Annotated in this window: 12 protein-coding genes; 5 read left to right on the forward strand and 7 right to left on the reverse strand. The window is 66.9% G+C overall.

From position 1 onward, the window contains the following. Positions 1-21 precede the first annotated feature (21 nt). Positions 22-1,065 carry a M35 family metalloendopeptidase gene (locus LQ564_RS04750; protein WP_231056919.1) on the reverse strand — a complete coding sequence of 348 codons (1,044 nt, stop codon included), beginning with the start codon at positions 1,063-1,065 and terminating at the stop codon, positions 22-24. Positions 1,066-1,292: 227 nt separating this feature from the next. Here LQ564_RS04750 and LQ564_RS04755 point away from each other — a divergent pair, with 227 nt between their 5' ends. Beyond that, entirely contained in the window at positions 1,293-3,887 is a 2,595-nt protein-coding gene (locus LQ564_RS04755; protein WP_231056920.1) for an EAL domain-containing protein, read from the forward strand. Positions 3,888-3,936: 49 nt separating this feature from the next. Here the strand turns inward: LQ564_RS04755 and LQ564_RS04760 are convergent, their stop codons facing one another. Together LQ564_RS04760 and LQ564_RS04765 are read right to left on the reverse strand one after the other, a co-directional pair. Continuing rightward, entirely contained in the window at positions 3,937-4,314 is a 378-nt protein-coding gene (locus tag LQ564_RS04760) for a cupin domain-containing protein (RefSeq protein WP_231056921.1), read from the reverse strand. Positions 4,315-4,373: 59 nt separating this feature from the next. Beyond that, positions 4,374-5,345 carry a cation diffusion facilitator family transporter gene (locus tag LQ564_RS04765; protein ID WP_231056922.1) on the reverse strand — a complete coding sequence of 324 codons (972 nt, stop codon included), beginning with the start codon at positions 5,343-5,345 and terminating at the stop codon, positions 4,374-4,376. A gap of 214 nt (positions 5,346-5,559) precedes the next feature. On the opposite strand from LQ564_RS04765, the gene LQ564_RS04770 reads away from it, so the two are divergent. Beyond that, positions 5,560-5,805: a hypothetical protein gene (locus tag LQ564_RS04770; protein ID WP_231056923.1), complete on the forward strand. Its 246-nt coding sequence runs from the start codon at positions 5,560-5,562 to the stop codon at positions 5,803-5,805. A gap of 67 nt (positions 5,806-5,872) precedes the next feature. Beyond that, positions 5,873-6,082, forward strand: a complete 210-nt coding sequence (locus LQ564_RS04775) for a hypothetical protein (protein ID WP_231056924.1) — start codon at positions 5,873-5,875, stop codon at positions 6,080-6,082. Between the two features lie 4 nt (positions 6,083-6,086). Here the strand turns inward: LQ564_RS04775 and LQ564_RS04780 are convergent, their stop codons facing one another. Together LQ564_RS04780 and LQ564_RS04785 are read right to left on the reverse strand one after the other, a co-directional pair. Continuing rightward, entirely contained in the window at positions 6,087-6,971 is an 885-nt protein-coding gene (locus LQ564_RS04780; protein ID WP_231056925.1) for a phosphate/phosphite/phosphonate ABC transporter substrate-binding protein, read from the reverse strand. 5 nt (positions 6,972-6,976) lie between these two features. Continuing rightward, a complete protein-coding gene (locus LQ564_RS04785) occupies positions 6,977-9,295 on the reverse strand; it encodes a putative bifunctional diguanylate cyclase/phosphodiesterase (protein ID WP_231056926.1) in 2,319 nt (772 codons plus the stop codon). A 170-nt stretch (positions 9,296-9,465) separates the two neighbouring features. Here LQ564_RS04785 and LQ564_RS04790 point away from each other — a divergent pair, with 170 nt between their 5' ends. Next, positions 9,466-9,897, forward strand: a complete 432-nt coding sequence (locus LQ564_RS04790; RefSeq protein WP_231056927.1) for a DUF2231 domain-containing protein — start codon at positions 9,466-9,468, stop codon at positions 9,895-9,897. Next, positions 9,894-11,186: a PQQ-dependent sugar dehydrogenase gene (locus tag LQ564_RS04795; RefSeq protein WP_231056928.1), complete on the forward strand. Its 1,293-nt coding sequence runs from the start codon at positions 9,894-9,896 to the stop codon at positions 11,184-11,186. Before LQ564_RS04790 ends, LQ564_RS04795 begins: the two co-directional genes overlap by 4 nt. A 10-nt stretch (positions 11,187-11,196) precedes the next feature. Here LQ564_RS04795 and LQ564_RS04800 read toward each other — a convergent pair whose 3' ends face one another. Next, the gene (locus LQ564_RS04800; protein WP_231056929.1) at positions 11,197-12,153 is read right to left on the reverse strand and encodes a sensor domain-containing diguanylate cyclase; all 957 of its coding nucleotides are present in this window, start codon (positions 12,151-12,153) and stop codon (positions 11,197-11,199) included. Positions 12,154-12,298: 145 nt separating this feature from the next. Further along, positions 12,299-15,856, reverse strand: a complete 3,558-nt coding sequence (locus LQ564_RS04805) for a pectinesterase family protein (protein WP_231056930.1) — start codon at positions 15,854-15,856, stop codon at positions 12,299-12,301. Positions 15,857-15,865 lie beyond the last annotated feature (9 nt).

Below are 15,865 nucleotides of genomic sequence, written 5' to 3' on the forward strand. Positions count from 1 at the left end.
TCCGCCAGGGCGCGATACAGCCTACCGTAACTGTTGCACCGGCGTGTTCTCGCCAAAGTATTCGTGTGAATCCGCGTTGTTGATCGCATGCTCGGGATTGGTGCGCGCCAGCTCGGCCGCGCCCGACTGCCCATACACGTGGTCGTCGGTGCCGGCCACGATGTCGAAGTGGCTGAGCTCGTGCAGCAGGGTGCCGCCGCGCGAGTCGGTGCCGGTGACGGGCGCGGTCCAGAACGCCTTGCACACATAGATCGTGTAGGGCTGGGCCGGGTACACATAGGCGAAGTAGGGCTCCTTGCAGCCGCAGTCGACCTTGAGCGGCTTGTTCTCGAAGGCGTCGCGGATCGCCGCGAAATTGCCGCTCACCTTGGCGCCGCGGGTCGCGTCCAGCGCCCCGAACCAGCTGGTGTAGCGCGCCCCGTAGCCGTGGCCGGCGCCCAGGTAGGCGTGGCCGTCGACCGTCATCGCGCGGCCGGCGTCGACCGCTGTCGCCACCTGCTCCTGCTGGGCGTTCGAGCACTTGCTGAATTCCAGCCCGCTGCCGGTGGCCGCCACTTTCGCCGGCGGGCGGGCGCCGCGCGGCAGGCGGCCCTCGACCCAGATCGAGACCGGGGGCGAGGTCAGGGCGCCGGCGGCCGGCTGCAGCGAAGGGGGGGCGAACAGGCCGGCCGCGCTGGTGCGGTAGCGCAGGGTATAGGTGCCGGTCACGTGCATCTCGTACAGCGCCGACAGCTCGACCGTGCTGGCGAGCGCGGCGCCCGGCTCCAGCCGCAGGTAGTCGCCGGGGCCGGGCGCGGCACGCTTGGCCTTGATCCCGAGATAGCGCACCGGCAGGCCGTCGCGCTGGATGTCGAACAGCGGCGCCGTCAAGCCCTCCACCGGCGTATGCCACTTGAGCACGTACTGCGGCGCCGCGCCGGTATTGGTGAGCGTGACGCGCACCTGCACCTCGTCGCTGCGGCCGAACTGCTGGCGCAGCGGCGTGACGGTGACGCTCAGGTCCTGGGCCAGGGCCGGGCTGGCGGCCAGGACGAGCAGCAGGGGAAGTAGGGGCTGGCCTTGCATGACGGTCTCCTCGGGATGGGAATCGTCCTACTGTGCGCCCGCATAAAAAAGGAGTTTTGTGCAATCCCAAAGATATATTTACTGGTGGCAACACAACCACAGATCTTGTATGGCTGATTAACAACGCTGTGTGAGTTTTAGTGAATATTTACTCGATTGCCTAAGAGGTGATTGCTATCATGCAATGACACTATCCTCGCGTAAATATTTGAGCTGTAGGTCCCCGTATGACATCCCAGCACCGAAGTAATCCCGCCGATTTCCACCTTCTGGTCGACGGCATCGCCCTCGAGATCGGCCTCGATGCCGACGAAATCGCGGCGCGCAAGGCCTACCTCGAGCTGGACGATGCCGACGTGGCGGCGCTGCGCGACGTGCGGGAGTTGCTGGAATCGCAGCGCCATGCCTTCTCCGACCGTTTCTACGCCCACCTGCTGTCCTTCCCGCAGCTGCGCATCCTGCTCGGCGCCGGCGCCGAGACCCGCCTGCGCCACCTGCAGGCGGCCTACTTCAGCAGCCTGACGGCGGGCGACTACGGCCAGGACTACATCCGCGAACGACTACGCGTGGGCGTGACCCACCAGCGCATCGGCCTCGATCCGAAGTGGTACATCGGCGCCTACCGCAAATACCTGTCCGAGCTGCACGACATCCTGTGGCAGCGCCTGCAGGGCCAGCCTGAACGCTTTCGCGCCGCCGTCGAGGCGATCCTCAAGATCGTCTGCTTCGACATGGGCCTGGCGCTCGACACCTACGCCCACGCCGACCAGCGCAGCAACCTGCAGAACCAGAACTACCTGGAGCAGGTCATCGACGGCATGCCGGCCGGCCTGGTGGTGGTCGACAGCGAACTGCGCGCCTGCTCGATGAACCGCATGATGGCCGACCTGCTGGGCGCGCCCGACGACGCCCTGCAGGAGCGCCGCATCCCGCTCGACGAGCTGATCCCCTGCACCGAGCTGGTGAACCGCGCGATCGAGACCCTGGCCTCGGGCGCCGCCCAGGACCACGTGATGGCCACGTTCGACGGCCGCGCCGACGGCGTGCGCTACGTCGAATTCAATATCCGCCGCACCCGCAAGGACGGCGCCCCGATGCTGCTCCTGATCGGCCAGGACATCACCTTCCGCCGCAAGGCGCGCATGCGCCTGCAGGAAAGCGAGGAATTCTTCCGCCTGACCTTCAACCAGGCCGCGGTCGGCATCGTGCTGCTGGGCAGCGACGGCCGCGTGCTGCGCACCAACAGCAAGATGTCGCACATCCTCGGCTACACCGAGGTCGAGCTGCTGGCGCGCTTCTACCAGCAGTTCATGTGCGAGGAAGACCTGGCCGAGGAACTGGCCCTGATCGGCGGCCTGAAGGCGGGCGAGATCACCGAGTACCAGCGCGAGAAGCGCCTGATGCGGCGCGACGGCAGCCCGGTCTGGGTCAGCGTCACGGTGTCGAGCATGCGTGACGCCAATGGCAACCAGCGCTTCATCTGCGTGGTCAAGGACATCCAGCGCCAGAAGCAGGCCGAGGAGGCGCTGCTGCGCATGGCCAACCACGACGCCCTGACCGGCCTGCCGAACCGGGTCCTGATGCAGGACCGCCTGCGCCAGGCCATCATGCATGCGCACCGCACCAAGCGCCAGGTGGCGGTGATGTTCATCGACCTCGACCGTTTCAAGCACGTCAACGACAGCCTCGGCCACGACGCCGGCGACCAGCTGATCGTCGAGATCGCGCGCCGCCTGTCGACCAGCCTGCGCGAGAGCGACACCGTGGCGCGCCAGGGCGGCGACGAATTCGTGGTGGTGCTGCCCGACCTGGCCGGCGAGGAAGACGCCGCCAAGGTGGCGCGCAAGCTGCTCGGCAACCTGTTCCAGCCGCTGGTGCTGCGCGGCCAGGAAGTCTTCCCCTCCGGCTCGATCGGCATCGCGATGTACCCGCGCGACGGCGAGGACAGCACCACCTTGCTGAAGTGCGCCGACAGCGCGATGTACGGCTCCAAGGGACAGGGCGGCAACGACTATTCCTTCTACACCGCCGCCATGGGCGCCCAGGCCTACGAGCACCTGCGCATGGAAGGCGCGCTGCAGCGCGCCCTGCAGCGCGAGGAATTCCTGCTGCACTACCAGCCGGTGGTCGACATCGAGACCGGCACGGTGACGGGCGTCGAAGCCCTGCTGCGCTGGCAGCCGCACGAGCGCGAGATGGTCTCGCCCGCCGACTTCATCCCGCTGGCCGAGGAGACCGGCCTGATCGTCCCGATCGGCGACTGGGTGCTGGCCACCGCCATGAAGCAGCAGGTGGCCTGGGTCGAGGCCGGCCTGCCGAGCCTGCGCGTCAGCGTCAACCTGTCGGCGCGCCAGTTCCTCGGCCAGGACGTGGCCCAGCGCGTCAGGGCGCTGCTTGCGGAGACCGGCTGCGACCCGGCCTGCCTGACGCTCGAGATCACCGAGAGCGTGCTGATGGAAAATCCGGCCGCCGCCACCGAAACCATGGGCCGCCTGGCCGCGATGGGCGTGCAGCTGGCGATCGACGACTTCGGCACCGGCTACTCGAGCCTGGCCAGCCTGAAGCGCTTCCCGATCCACAGCCTCAAGATCGACCGCTCCTTCGTGATGGACCTGACCCAGGACGCGGACGACGCCGCCATCGTCAACGCCGTGATCGCGCTGGCGCACTCGATGAAGCTGAACGTGATCGCCGAAGGCGTCGAGACCCGCGAGCAGCTGGACTTCCTGCAGCAGCATGGCTGCGACCAGATGCAGGGTTTCTGTTTCAGCAGGCCGGTGGCGCCGCAGGGAATCGCGGCAATGCTGCGCCGGGCGGCGTAGTTTCTCCGCCATACGGTTGGCGGCGGGTCGACCCTGGAGGACGAAAGGTTCAGGCCGGGCGCGTTTCGGTGCCGGCGCCGCGCGTGACGTGGAGCATGCGACTCGGCGCTTGCACTTTGGCGGTGTGCCAGACACCGCGCGGCACGACGACCGCGCCGCTGCCGTTCAAGGCAATCTTCCGAACCGACGCGCCCTGTTCCAGGTGCAGCTCGACCGCACCAGAGAGCAGGTAGACGAATTCGTCCGCATGCGGATGCATTTCCCAGGTCGGCCAATCCTCGGTAAACGCGAATTCGCTGATCAGCCAGCCGCCGGGCGCCTCGTCCAGCTCGGACGGCGGCTGCTTCCAGAAGGTCTCCGCCGAAAAGCACTGCGAGGAGCCGTCTTCGGCGAGGTAGACGTAGGATTGCTGCGGATTCAGGGACATGGCGGCTCCGGGGCGGTTGAGCGGGGAAACCCGGCAATCGTACCACCGCCACCGTCCAGTCAATGCATGGCCGCCCGCAATGCCGAAGCTTCGAAATACACGTGCTTGATGACCGGATGCTCGGCCGCGATCGCCGCCTCCAGCCGCGCAATCGCCTGCTCGACTTCATCGATGCGCATGCCGCGCCGGAACTGCACAGAGGCCGCCAGCAGCACCTCTTCCGGCCCCATCTGCATGGTGCGCAGGCTCGCCGCCGAATCCAGCGCCGGTTCGCGCGCAAACAGCGCGTGCAGGCTGGCGAGCTGCTCGCGGCCGATGCCTTCGCCGACCAGCAGGCCGCCGGTCTCGCGCGCCAGCATGAAGGCGGCGCCCACCAGCAGCAGGCCGATCAGGATCGAGGCCGCCGGATCAAGGTAGGGATTGTCGAAGGCGTGGCCGATGGCGATCCCGGCGGCGGCGATCGCCAGGCCGAGCAGCGCGGCCGAGTCTTCGATGAAGACCGTGAACACGGAGGCGTCCTTGCTGGCCCGCACCGCCTGCCACAGGCTGGTGCCCGGCTGGCGCACCGCGTTCAGCGCCTTGCGCGACACGTTCCAGCTATAGCCCTCGAACAGCGCGGCCACCGCCAGCACGACGTAGTTCCAGGTCGGGTCTTCCAGCGGTGGCGGGTTCTGCAGCGCCTCGACGCCATGGTAGATCGACAGCCCGCCGCCCAGCGAAAACACGGACAACGCCACGATCAGCGCCCAGAAATAGACCGACTTGCCGTAGCCGAAAGGGTGCTTGCGGTCGGCCGGCCGCGCGGCGCGGCGCTCGCCCAGCAGCAGCAGGAACTCGTTGCCGGTGTCGACCGCCGAGTGGATCCCTTCGGCCACCATCGCCGCGCTGCCGGTGATGGCGGCGACGATGAACTTGGCGCAAGCGATGCCGAGGTTGGCGACGATGGCGGCGTAGATGACTTTCTGCGAATCCTTGCGGGGCGCCTCCTGAACTGTTTCTGCGGCTGCCTTGCTGTCGTGCGCGATGCTCATGGTTTCTCCAGGTCCGGTGTACAGGGTGGCGGACAAGGCGTGGATGCGTCTGTTAAGCGACGCACAGGGCAGGTGCTGTCATGAACACGACATGAAGGCGCGCTAAAGTGCATGCGTCTCCTCACGTAACCAACGTGTTATCCGCCACTCGACTTGCGAGTCGGCGGATTTTTTTTGCCGCATGCGATGCGTGCATGTTCTCAAGGAAGTCGTCATGGAAACCTTACTAGCTGAACGCCGTGCTTCTCCATCGCCCGCATCGGGCCACCCCCGGCCGCTCGACACCGAACGCATCGTCCGGCAGGCTGTGCTGCTCCAGGGAACCATCGGAACGCCTGGCGCGGTCGAATTTCTCAAGTCGAATGGGGTCAAAAGCATGGTGATGGGCCGCGTGCTCTCGGGTGGCGCCATCCGCCGGGAGGATGCGCAGACCCGGGACAATCCGCAGGCATGGGATTGAACCGGCACGCAGTTGCTTGTAAGCTGTAACTCACAAGCAACGTCCTTGAACTAATTTGGAGAACAAGATGAGCAACGTCGTCAGCGCCGCACTCGAGTACGCCAGTCAGCACCAGGATGCCAGCGACCACGCCGAATGGCAGGTGCACTTCGTCGGCGACGAAAGCCGTACCGGACACATCGAGCATGTGCAGGACAATATCTATGCGCTGGTGAAGTCGAAAGGCGACACCTATTATTTCGACGCCGACAAGGTGATGTTCCTGCGCCTGAAGTAAGCCTTCAATAAATCTCCCGCACGATCTGGTAGTCCCGGTCCGCCACCGGGACGAAGCGGGCCACGTTCAGCCGGTCCAGCACCGCCGCGCTCTGCGGCCCGCCGCGGTTCAGGAACGCGTCGCGGATTTTCTCCTTGACCGCGGCGCACAGCTGCCCGCGGAACACGAAGGGGTCGGTCGGAATCGCGTCCGAACGCCAGATCACCCGCAGCTGCGCCGCGATCGACGGATGGCGCGCCGCTTCCGACGCCAGGTTCTGGCTGCCCACGAAGGCGGCGTCGATCTGGCGCGCCAGCAGCTTGTTCACCGATTCGGTGTGGCTGCCGGTATAGCCCACCTGTCCAAACCAGGATTCCAGCCTGCCCCCCAGGAGCTTGCCGAACACGTGGCGCGGAATCAGGGCGCCGGAAGTGCTGTCCGGATCGACCAGCGCGAGGCGCTTGCCGCGCAGGGCATCGATGCTCGCGAGACCGCCGTCGGCCCGGACGACCAGCAGCGAATGATAGAAGGGCCCGGCCGGCTGGAACGGTCCCGCCTTGTTGGCGTAGCTGGCAAAGGCGGTGAGCTGCGGATCGGCGCGCCGCGCCGACACGTAGGAAGCCGGCCCGAGCCGCGCCAGCTGGACCGCGCCGGAGCCCAGCGCTTCCACCACCGCGCCGTAGGATGGCGCGACATAGGCCTCCACCGGGACCCCGAGCGCCGCCCGCAGCTTGTCGAGCAGCGGCTGCAGCTCGGCCAGCTCCTGCTTGACGTCGCCGCGCGGGATGATGGAAAAGCGCAGCCGCGCCGGGTTCTCGCAGCTTGCTGCGAACGAGACAGGGCTGTGGCCGGCGAGCGCCAGCAGCATGGGCAGCCGGCAGAGCGTACGGCGGCGCGTCGATGGATTCATGGCGCTCAGAAGGAATAGATTTTCTTGTGAAGGATGGCCGCGGCCTGCTCCGCCGCCACCGGCCGCTGCAGGTAGAAGCCCTGCACCTGGTCGCAGCCGGCAGCCTTCAGGTGCACCAGCTGGTCGCGCGTTTCGACGCCCTCGGCGACCACCGTCAGGCCGAGGTTGTGGGCCAGCGAGATCGTCGAGGCGACGATGACGGCGTCGTTGGTATCGTTGCGGATGTCGCCGATGAAGGAGCGGTCGATCTTGACGGTGCTGATCGGGAGCTGCTTGAGGCGGCTGAGGCCGGAAAAGCCGGTGCCGAAATCGTCCAGCGCCAGCCGGATGCCGGCCCGGGCCAGTTCGTCCAGGTTGCGCTGCGCCACCGGCGTGTCCTCGATCAGGCTGCTCTCGGTAATCTCGATCTCGATCAGCGCCGCCTCGATGCCGTGCTCGAGCAGGGTGGCGATGAAGTCGCCGGTCAGCTTGTCGTCGCGCAGCTGGCGCGCCGAGACATTGATCGCCACCGGCACCAGCGGCACCCCGTCCAGGCGCCAGGCGGCGAGCTGGCGGCACACGGCATCGATGATCCAGCGCCCGAGCCGGACGATGAAATCCTGCTCCTCGGCCAGGGGGATGAAGTCGCCTGGGAAGATCAGGCCATGCTCCGGGTGGTCCCAGCGGATCAGCGCTTCCAGGCCGACCACCTCCAGGGTTTCCAGCAGGAGCTTGGGCTGGAAGTGCAGGCGGAACTCGCCCTCCTGCAGGGCCGGCCGGAAGCGGGCGGCGAGCTCGGTGTGCAGCGCGCTGGAGGCGTTCAGCGAGACGTCGTAGAAACTGAAGAAGCCGCGGCCGCGCGACTTGACGCTGTACATCGCCTGGTCGGCATGCAGCAGCAGCTGGTCGAGATCCTGGCCGTCGCGCGGGTAGAGCGCGATGCCGACGCTCGGCGTGGTGTCGACGTCGTGCCCGTCGAGATCGGGATAGACCGCCGACAGGTTCTGCACCAGCTTGCCGGCCAGCTGGGCGACGAACTCTTCCGACGGCACTTCGGACAGCAAGACCACGAATTCGTCGCCACCCAGGCGCGCCACCAGGTCGTAGTCGCGCACCGCGGCGCGCAGGCGGGCCGCCACCCCCTTCAGGAGCTGGTCGCCGACTCCGTGGCCCAGGGTGTCGTTGATGAGCTTGAAGCGATCCAGGTCGAAGAACAGCAGCGCGTACAGGTTCCTGCTGCGCCTGGCCCGCTTGAGTTCCGCCGCCGCCATTTCCTGGAACATCCGGCGGTTGGCCAGGCCGGTCAGGTGGTCCTGCGAGGCCAGCGCCAGCGCGCGCACCTTTTCCTGTTCGAGCTGGCCGATCAGGCGCTGCTTTTCCTGTTCCGAAGTCGCCACCTCCCGGTGCAGGCGCTGCTGGCGCCAAAGGCCCATCGAGACGGCAAGCGTCAGCACCAGCACGATGGCCGAGTAGACGCTCGAGCGCACCAGGTAGGAATGGTGCTGGGCTTCGAGCTTGCCGAGCAGCAGGGCAGGATCCTGGATGACCGAGACCCGGATCGGAATGTCGTTCAGCGCCCGCTGCGCCAGCAGCTGCCCGACGCCGCCGCCTTCGGCCGGCGCCGCCTGCGGCATCAGGATGCCGCCCTGCATCACCGCCAGCGGCGTGCCGTCCTGGTGCACGATCTCGATGCGTCCGCCCGGCCCCAGGTCGACGTTGCGGTAGCTGCCGAGGAAGTAGCCGAGGTCGACCAGGGCGCCGTAATAGCCGCGCGCCGCTCGCTCTTCCCCGAGCCGGACCAGCACCGGCAGGCGCCACGGGGTGCGCTCGCCGGCGGACGGGTAGCCGACCGCGATGCGCGCCGCCTCGCCCGCCTGGGCTCCTTTATCTCCCCCGCCCAGCGCGCGCGCGAGAACCGCGCGCAGCTCGGCTTCCTGGCCGCGCCCGGCCGACGAGTAGACCAGCTCGCCCCGGGCATCGAAGACCGCCGCGCGCACGTAGGCCGAGTCGCCGACCTGCTGCGGGTTCAGCCGGAACACATTGGCGGGGCCGGACTTGCCGAAGTCTTCGGCGATACGCGCATACAGCCTGGCGCGGCCCAGCACTTCCTCGAGATTGGTGGCGACGATCAGCACGATGTTCTCGCCGCTGGTGGTCGCAGTATGCCGGGCCACGGCCTTTTCCTGTTCCACCCGGTCGGCGTAGAACAGCCAGATCGAAATCATGATCGTGACGCCCAGGATGCATGTCACGGGAATCAGGGCGGAGCTGACCATGGCCAGGACGTGGTGGCGCAGCGCGGACAAGGTGGACGGCGTGGAATAAGGCACTTGCGAGGGGGACACAAGCTGAAGTTGCCTAACGTTATCACTGTCATATTGCAGCTTCGTGACAGATGGGTGACATCGTGACAAGCGAATGCCAGCGGCGTTGCGAATGTAATGACGCCAACAAGGCGACAGGAAGTTTTCATGGCCGATATGATCTAAGCAAGAAAATCACCAAGGACCATTCCATGTCTACGACGATGACGGCCAGCCCGGCCTATCGCAGCACACCCGGACCTGTGCATACCATCCTGCTTGCCGGCTCCGTTCCCCTGTACCTGGGCGCATTGCTGAGCGATCTCGCCTACAACGACAGCCACCAGATCCAGTGGAGCAATTTTGCCTCCTGGCTGCTCGCCGGCGCCGAGCTCTTCTGCGGCCTGGCCCTGCTGTTCGCCCTGGTCAATCTGCTGCGCCAACAGCGCAAGGCCGGGCGCCCCCTGCTGTATTTCGTACTGCTGTTGCTGACCTTCGTGCTGGGACTGATCAACTGCTTCCAGCATGCGAAGGATGCCTGGGCCATCATGCCGGGCGCGCTGATTTATTCGGTCATCGTCACCGTGCTGGCGATCGCCGCCGCCTGGGTCGGCCTCACCACCCGCGTGGGAGGTGCGGCATGAAGCGCCTGACACCACTGGCATTGGCCGCGATGGCGCTGCTCCTGGCCGCATGCGGCGAAAAGGGCGCGGACACGCAGGCGCGCGGCGCGGATCCCAAGCTGCCCGCGCCGGAGCGCGGCCTGCTGCCGAGCATGAAGATCGCCGAGCCGGAAGCATGGGGCAACCTGAAGCCGACCGTGCCCCAGGGCTTCACCGTCACCGCGATCGCGACCGACCTCAAGGTGCCGCGCCAGACCCTGGTGCTGCCGAACGGCGACATCCTGGTCGCGGAAGGCAAGGGCGGCAATGCCGCCAAGCTGAAGCCGAAGGACGTGATCGCCGGCTACATCAAGGCCAAGGGCAATACCTCGGTCAAGGGCGGCAACCGCCTGACCCTGCTGCGCGACGCCGACGGCGACGGCAAGTACGAGCTGAGCACCGTATACGCGGAAAACCTGAACGCGCCCTACGGCCTGGCCTACGCCAACAACAAGATCTACGTCGCCAACCAGGACGAGCTGGTCAGCTTCGACTACCAGGAAGGCCAGACCAGGGCCGCCAGCACGCCCACCAGCATCGCCAAGCTGCCGGGCGAGATCAACCACCACTGGACCAAGTCGCTGGCGATCAGCGCCGACGGCCGCTTCGCCTACGTCGGCATCGGCTCGAACAGCAACATCACCGAGCGCGGCATGGAAGCCGAGCGCGACCGCGCCATGGTGTGGCAGATCGACGTCAACACCGGCGCCTACAAACCCTACGTGACCGGCATCCGCAACCCGACCGCGCTGGCGATCCAGCCCGGCACCGGCCAGGTGTGGGCGGTGGTCAACGAGCGCGACGAACTGGGCCCGGACCTGGTGCCGGACTACCTGACCTCGCTGAAGGAAGGCGCGTTCTACGGCTGGCCCTACAGCTACTGGGGCCAGAACGTCGACCACCGCGTGCAGCCGCAGGATCCGAAGAAGGTCGCCTCGGCGATCAAGCCGGATTACGCGCTGGGCTCGCACGTCGCGGCGCTGGGCCTGGCGTTTTCATCGCCTGTGATGGGCGAGGCGTTCGCCAACGGCGTGTTCGTGGGCGAGCACGGCAGCTGGAACCGCAGCCAGCCGGTGGGCTACAAGGTGGTCTTCGTGCCGTTCGCCGATGGACGTCCGGCCGGGCAGCCGGTCGACTTCGTCACGGGCTTCCGGGATAACGACGGCAAGACGCGCGGGCGTCCGGTCGGCGTGACCGTCGATCCGCGCGGCGCATTGATCGTGGCGGACGACCTGTCGAACACCGTGTGGCGAGTGGCGAAGAGCCGCTGAGCGGGCCGCATCACGCCTCGCTGTCGCAAACCTGGTCGCGTCCAGCGGACTTGGCCTGGTAGAGGCGGCGGTCGACCCGGTCCAGGAACACCGCCGCGTCGTCATGGGAGCCGGGCACGATGGTCGCGGCGCCCATGCTGATGGTGACCGTGCGGCCGGCGCCGGAACTGGCGTGGGTGATCGCCTCGTTGCGCAGCAGCTTGCGGCAGCGCTCGGCGACACCGCGCGCCGCTTCCGCATCGGTGGCAGGCAACAGCAGCACGAATTCCTCGCCGCCGAAACGCGCGCACAGGTCGCGTGAACGCGAGGCGCACGTATCGAGCACCGCCGCCACCCGGCGCAGGCAGGCATCGCCCTGGACGTGGCCGTAGCGGTCGTTGTACTGCTTGAAATAATCGATGTCGATCATCACCAGCGACAGCGGTTCGCCCGTCGCCTGCGCCTTTGCCCATTCGACTGGATACATGGTGTCGAACATGCGGCGGTTGGCGATGCCGGTCAGGCTGTCGCGGTAGGACAGCGCTTCCAGGTCGCGCTGCAGCTGCAGGATCTTGTCCTCGGCCTGCTTGCGTTCGGTAATATCGAACATGAAGCCGACCAGCGCTTCCACGCTGCCATCGGGCTTGCGCACCACATGCACCACGTCGCGGATCCAGACGTAATCGCCGTCGCGCGTGAGGGCGCGGTAGTCGGCTTCGTGGTCCACGCCCTGCTGCGACTGCGCGACGCAGAAATCGACGGTCTTCTGGCGGTCTTCCGGATGCATGCGCTCGGCCCAGTCGTTCACCGACAGCCAGCTCGCCGGGCTCCAGCCGAGCAATGCTTCGATCTGCGGCCCGATGTAGGTGAACTGCATGGTCGACCAGTCGATGCGCCAGGGAATGGCCTTGGTCGATTCAAGAAGGGTGCGATAGACCCCCGGCGGATCGCAGGGGCCGGATACGGCAGGACACAATATGGCATTCATGACTGACCTATGCAAAAAGGGTGAGCCATTGTGCACTGGAAATGCCACCTGTCGTCAATACAATGTTGCGGTTTCGATACGGCGTTCGCAGGCTGCCGTCGAGGCCGCGTCCGGATATCAGACCCGGCCCCGACAGTAGTTCACCTTACGGCTGCGGACTCCACCCCGCCCCATTCCCATACCCCGCGAACACTTTCTCGCGCGTCGCGAAGCGCGCCGCCACGTCGCTCTCGCTCAGGATGAAGCCGCCGACCCGCGCGCCGAGATTGAGCGGATTGCCGGCCATATCAAGGCTGCCGTACTCGCGCCAGCCGGCGTCCGCGCGCGCGACCGTCGGGTTCGGCGCCGGCTGGCCGTTTACGCCCAATCCCGCCCAGCCGACGGGCGCCACGTGCGTGTCCATCCTGCAGTTGATGAAGGCAATGTTGTCCCAGCTGCCGGTGCCGCCCGGGCTGCGCGCCAGGTAGGTGGCGCCGTTCGGCACGTCGCCGCGCAGCGGGCCCGGGCCGGGGCCGTGGGTCAGCGTGCTGTTGAGGAAGACGTAGCCGATGTCGCTGGCTTGTCCCACGCGGGCCTGCAGGATGTAGCCGCCGCTGTTGGCGTTGGCGCTGTCGCCTACCGAACGGATCTCGCTTTCCTCGAACAGGGCGGCGCGGCTGCTGCCCCAGATGAAGTCGACGTTGCCCGCCACCAGCGTGCGGTAGAACCAGGACCAGCCCTTCAGGTTCAGGGTGTCCTGCTCGCTGTAAAAGGCGGCGTTCTTCGCGACCAGGCGGCCGTCGCCGCTGTTGAAGTAGATGGTTTCGGCCTGGCCCGAGATGCTGGCCGAGCGGATCGTCGTGTTCTTCAGGCTCAGGGTGTCGAGCACCAGCATGTCGGAGGCTTCGACCAGCATCACCGCGCGGCCGCCGGATGGCGCGCCGGACGCGGTGGCCGACTGGCTGCCGCCGGTGCCCGGGTTCATGGTCTCGTGGTTCAGGGCCGAGATCATCACGCCGTCGCGGCTTTCGCCACGGATCGTCACGTTGTCCTTGCCGTTCAGGTACAGCAATTCCTCGTAGCTGCCGTTCTTCACCGCAATGGTGACCGGTTCCGCCTTCGCGAAGTGCTGCATCGCATGGTTCAATGCGCCCTGCACGGTGCGGAAGTCGGCCTCGCCGTCGTCGTCCACGACCACGCTGCTGCCGCCCGGTGCGCTGTCCTGCGTGCCGAAGGTCCAGCCGGCGGCGCGGCCCAGGCCCACGAAGGGCGTGCCGCCCAGGCTGGTGTTCAGGAACACGCCGTCGGCGATCGCCACGTAGTACTCGGTGCCGTAGGCCAGCTTGTTACTGTGCGGTTTGATCGTCACGGTATTGCCGACGATGCGGATCGGCGTCGTATTCACCTTGCGCACCAGCGCCTGGCCCGGGTAGCCGAGGACGTCGGTCTCGCCGCCCAGTCGGATCACGTCGACCAGGGCGTCGTCGGCCTTGCGGAAGATGCGGATGCTGCCGCTGTTGCCGAGCGTGGGCGGGCGGTCGAAGACGAGTTTCAGTGACGAATCGACGTGTACGCCGGTGGCAAGCGCCGCCGGGAAACTGGCGCCATGCATTGCGTACACCTGGGTCGGCTGCGTGAAGCCCGGCGCGATGGTAGCGGCGATGGTGCGCGTCAGCGACGGTTCCGAACCGCTGCGGATCACGACGTTGGCGTGGCCCGCGCCGACCGCGCGCAGGGTGACGGTGTTGCCGCTCGTGGAGACCGCGACCACCGCCGGGTTGCTCGATTCGGCGCTGAAGCTGTCGGGACGGTTGTCGGCGCCGACCGCCGTCACCGTCACCTGGTAGGGCGCGTCACCCACCTCGGCCGACCAGGCCAGGCCGGCCGGATCGACGGTCAATTGCACCGGTTTCTGGCGCGGGTCGCCGACGCGCACGTCGTCGATCATGAAGGATTTGTTGGCGGTGTACAGGCCGATCAGGCCGCGCGCGGCAAAGGCCGTGTCGGTCACCGAGCCCATGTTCCGGCCGTCGAGGTAGACCGTCAGCGTGCTGCCGATCATCTCGAAGCGCACCGTGTAGAACTGCGCGTCCATGTCGATCGGCGTGCGCACCTGGCGCGGACGGCTCAGCGAATTGTTCAGCATCTTGGCGATCTCGACCTGGGTGCTGGCGTTGCTGTTCTGGACGTTCAGGCCGGCGCCGTACCAGTTGGCCGGGTCGACGTAGCGCGTGACGAGATACAGCAGCTTGTTGCCGGTGGTGCCGTTGGTCATCGGACGGATACGCGCTTCAACGTAGTAGTCGCCCGAGGGCACGCCGCCGAAGGCATCCGGCTTGACCAGCGCCAGCACGCCGCCGGTGCTGGCGGCCGCATACTGCAGCACCTTGTTGCTGCCGCCCGCGATCTCGCTGACGACGCTGAAGCGGCCGTTCGGGCCGGCAATCGGCAGCAGGTTCCACTTGCCGCTCGTGCCGTCCTGGAAGTCGTCGCAGAAATACAGGCCGGTGGCGGGGCAGGCCAGGGTCGGGTTCTGGTCGACCGTCACCTTGCCGGTGCCGCTGATCGTGGTGTTGGCCTTGCCGACGCCGGACTGGGCCAGCGCATTGGCTTTCACCAGCGCTGCGGGACGCGCCGTGAAGGCGTAGGGCACGCTCCAACTGACGGCGTTGGACACCGCGCAGGCGCCCAGCGCGGCGCCGTTGAGCAGCGAGCCGCTGTCCTTGAAGGCGCCGGGGTTGGCGCTGCTCATATTGTTGACGACCCGGTCGCAGCCCTGGGCGCCGGCGATCTCGAACACATTGTTGTTCGACAGGATCTTGGCGTCCTTGCCCGCGCCCACGCTGTAGCTGTGCGCGTACGGGGCGGCCGACTTGCTGCCGACGAAGTAGTTGTTGAACAGGTGCACCTGCCCGTAGCGCACGCGCGGGGCGCGCTGGACCACGTCGCGGTAGACGTTGTTGCTGAAGGTGACGCGCAGCTTGCCTTCATCGGCGGTGGCCGAATCGCTGCCGCCGACCAGGGTCGTCTTGTCGTGCTGGCCGAAGACGTTGTACGAGACCGTCACGTAGTCCGAGGCATTGGTGACGTCGAGCGAGCCGTCGTGGCACTGCTTCTTGTGGCCGTTCTCGATCGGCAGGAAGTTGTCGGTCAGCGGCACGTCGGTGAAGGTGACGTGGTCGACCCAGACGTGGTGCGAGCCGGAAATGCCGATCGCGTCATAGGCCGAATTCCAGTTGCCGGTAGAACCGTCAGTCGGGTCCCAGACCGGCTCGACGTCGCATGGATTGACGATTTTCAGGTTACGAATGATGACTTGCGAAACATTGGTCACCAGTACCGTGCCGTTGACGATGCCGGCGTTCGCGTCCGCGCCGATCAGCGTGGTGTTGCTCTTCAACCGGATGGCGCTGCGTGCGGCCTGGTCGGCGGTCGAGGTGAAGGGCTGGCCCTCGCTCATGTCGATGGTGCCGGCCAGCTTGATGATCTTCGGATTGTCGCCGCCATTGGCCAGCGCGGCGAGCAGTTCCGAGCGCTTGGTGACGGTGTAGATGTGATTGGTGGCGGCCGCCGAGCCGCCGACCGTGCCGCCGGCCTGGCCGGCCCAGCCGTCAACCGGTGCGGTCTGGCGCGCCGGGTCGGTCGCCGCGTGGGCGGGCATGCCGGACACGGTCGCGAGCAAGAAGGCCGCGCATAGCGCTGCCTTGAAACCTGCATGTTTCATGGGATTCTC

It is taken from the genome of Massilia phyllostachyos (genome assembly GCF_021044825.1).
In the GTDB taxonomy this organism is placed as follows: domain Bacteria; phylum Pseudomonadota; class Gammaproteobacteria; order Burkholderiales; family Burkholderiaceae_D; genus Telluria; species Telluria phyllostachyos.

Coding starts and splice junctions, on each gene's coding strand:
- LQ564_RS04750 (WP_231056919.1), bottom strand. CDS start 1,065: ATGCAAGGCCAGCCCCTACTTCCCCTGCTGCTCGTCCTGGCCGCCAGC.
- LQ564_RS04755 (WP_231056920.1), top strand. CDS start 1,293: ATGACATCCCAGCACCGAAGTAATCCCGCCGATTTCCACCTTCTGGTC.
- LQ564_RS04760 (WP_231056921.1), bottom strand. CDS start 4,314: ATGTCCCTGAATCCGCAGCAATCCTACGTCTACCTCGCCGAAGACGGC.
- LQ564_RS04765 (WP_231056922.1), bottom strand. CDS start 5,345: ATGAGCATCGCGCACGACAGCAAGGCAGCCGCAGAAACAGTTCAGGAG.
- LQ564_RS04770 (WP_231056923.1), top strand. CDS start 5,560: ATGGAAACCTTACTAGCTGAACGCCGTGCTTCTCCATCGCCCGCATCG.
- LQ564_RS04775 (WP_231056924.1), top strand. CDS start 5,873: ATGAGCAACGTCGTCAGCGCCGCACTCGAGTACGCCAGTCAGCACCAG.
- LQ564_RS04780 (WP_231056925.1), bottom strand. CDS start 6,971: ATGAATCCATCGACGCGCCGCCGTACGCTCTGCCGGCTGCCCATGCTG.
- LQ564_RS04790 (WP_231056927.1), top strand. CDS start 9,466: ATGTCTACGACGATGACGGCCAGCCCGGCCTATCGCAGCACACCCGGA.
- LQ564_RS04795 (WP_231056928.1), top strand. CDS start 9,894: ATGAAGCGCCTGACACCACTGGCATTGGCCGCGATGGCGCTGCTCCTG.
- LQ564_RS04800 (WP_231056929.1), bottom strand. CDS start 12,153: ATGAATGCCATATTGTGTCCTGCCGTATCCGGCCCCTGCGATCCGCCG.
- LQ564_RS04805 (WP_231056930.1), bottom strand. CDS start 15,856: ATGAAACATGCAGGTTTCAAGGCAGCGCTATGCGCGGCCTTCTTGCTC.